At 72.9% G+C, this 682-nt stretch carries 1 protein-coding gene; it reads left to right on the top strand.

Annotated features, from left to right (window positions below; translation table 11 throughout):
* Nucleotides 1-682, top strand: a 682-nt coding sequence (locus tag SCA03_RS34325; protein WP_141275879.1) for a condensation domain-containing protein, incomplete at both ends; no start/stop codon positions are given.

The following is a 682-nucleotide window of genomic DNA, read 5'->3' as shown; positions in this document are numbered from 1 at the left end:
CGCGCTGCCGGAGCCGGAGGCCGGTGCGGGGGTGGAGTATGTCGCGCCACGGACCGAGGTCGAGCGGCTGCTGTGCGACATCTGGGCCGAGGTACTGGGTGCCGACCGGGTCGGGGTGCACGACGACTTCTTCGCGCTCGGCGGTGACTCCATCTCCAGCCTGAAGGTGGCCTCGCGCATGCGCTCGGCCTTCTCCGTCGAACTGTCGCCGCGTGCCCTGTTCGACGCCCCGACGGTGGCCGGGCTGGCGGCCGTCCTGGGCCGGGGAGACATGGCCGCGACGGACAGCGAGGACGGCATCACCCCGGTCGCTCGGGAGGACGGCACACCCCTGCCCCTGTCCTTCGCGCAGGAGCGCCTGTGGTTCCTGGAGGACTTCGCGCCCGGCAGCATCGAGTACAACATCGCCGCCGCCCTGCGCCTGACCGGTGAGCTGGACACCGAGGCGCTGCGCACCGCGCTGAACGCCCTCGTCGGCAGGCACGAGGCCCTGCGGACGGTGTTCGGTTCGCGGGACGGCCACGGGGTGCAGTACATCCGGGCCGGCGGTGAGGTGCCGGTGCGGGTGGTGGAGCCGGGGGCCGCCGGGACGGCGGAGGTTCTGCGGGAGGAGGCGGTGCGTCCGTTCGATCTGCGGACGGGTCCGTTGGTGCGTGTGGTGCTGGTGCGTGAGTCGGTGGAC

Origin of the sequence: Streptomyces cacaoi (genome assembly GCF_006539165.1) — a bacterium.
Classification (GTDB): domain Bacteria; phylum Actinomycetota; class Actinomycetes; order Streptomycetales; family Streptomycetaceae; genus Streptomyces; species Streptomyces cacaoi.
This window is presented reverse-complemented; position numbering and strand designations above follow the sequence as displayed.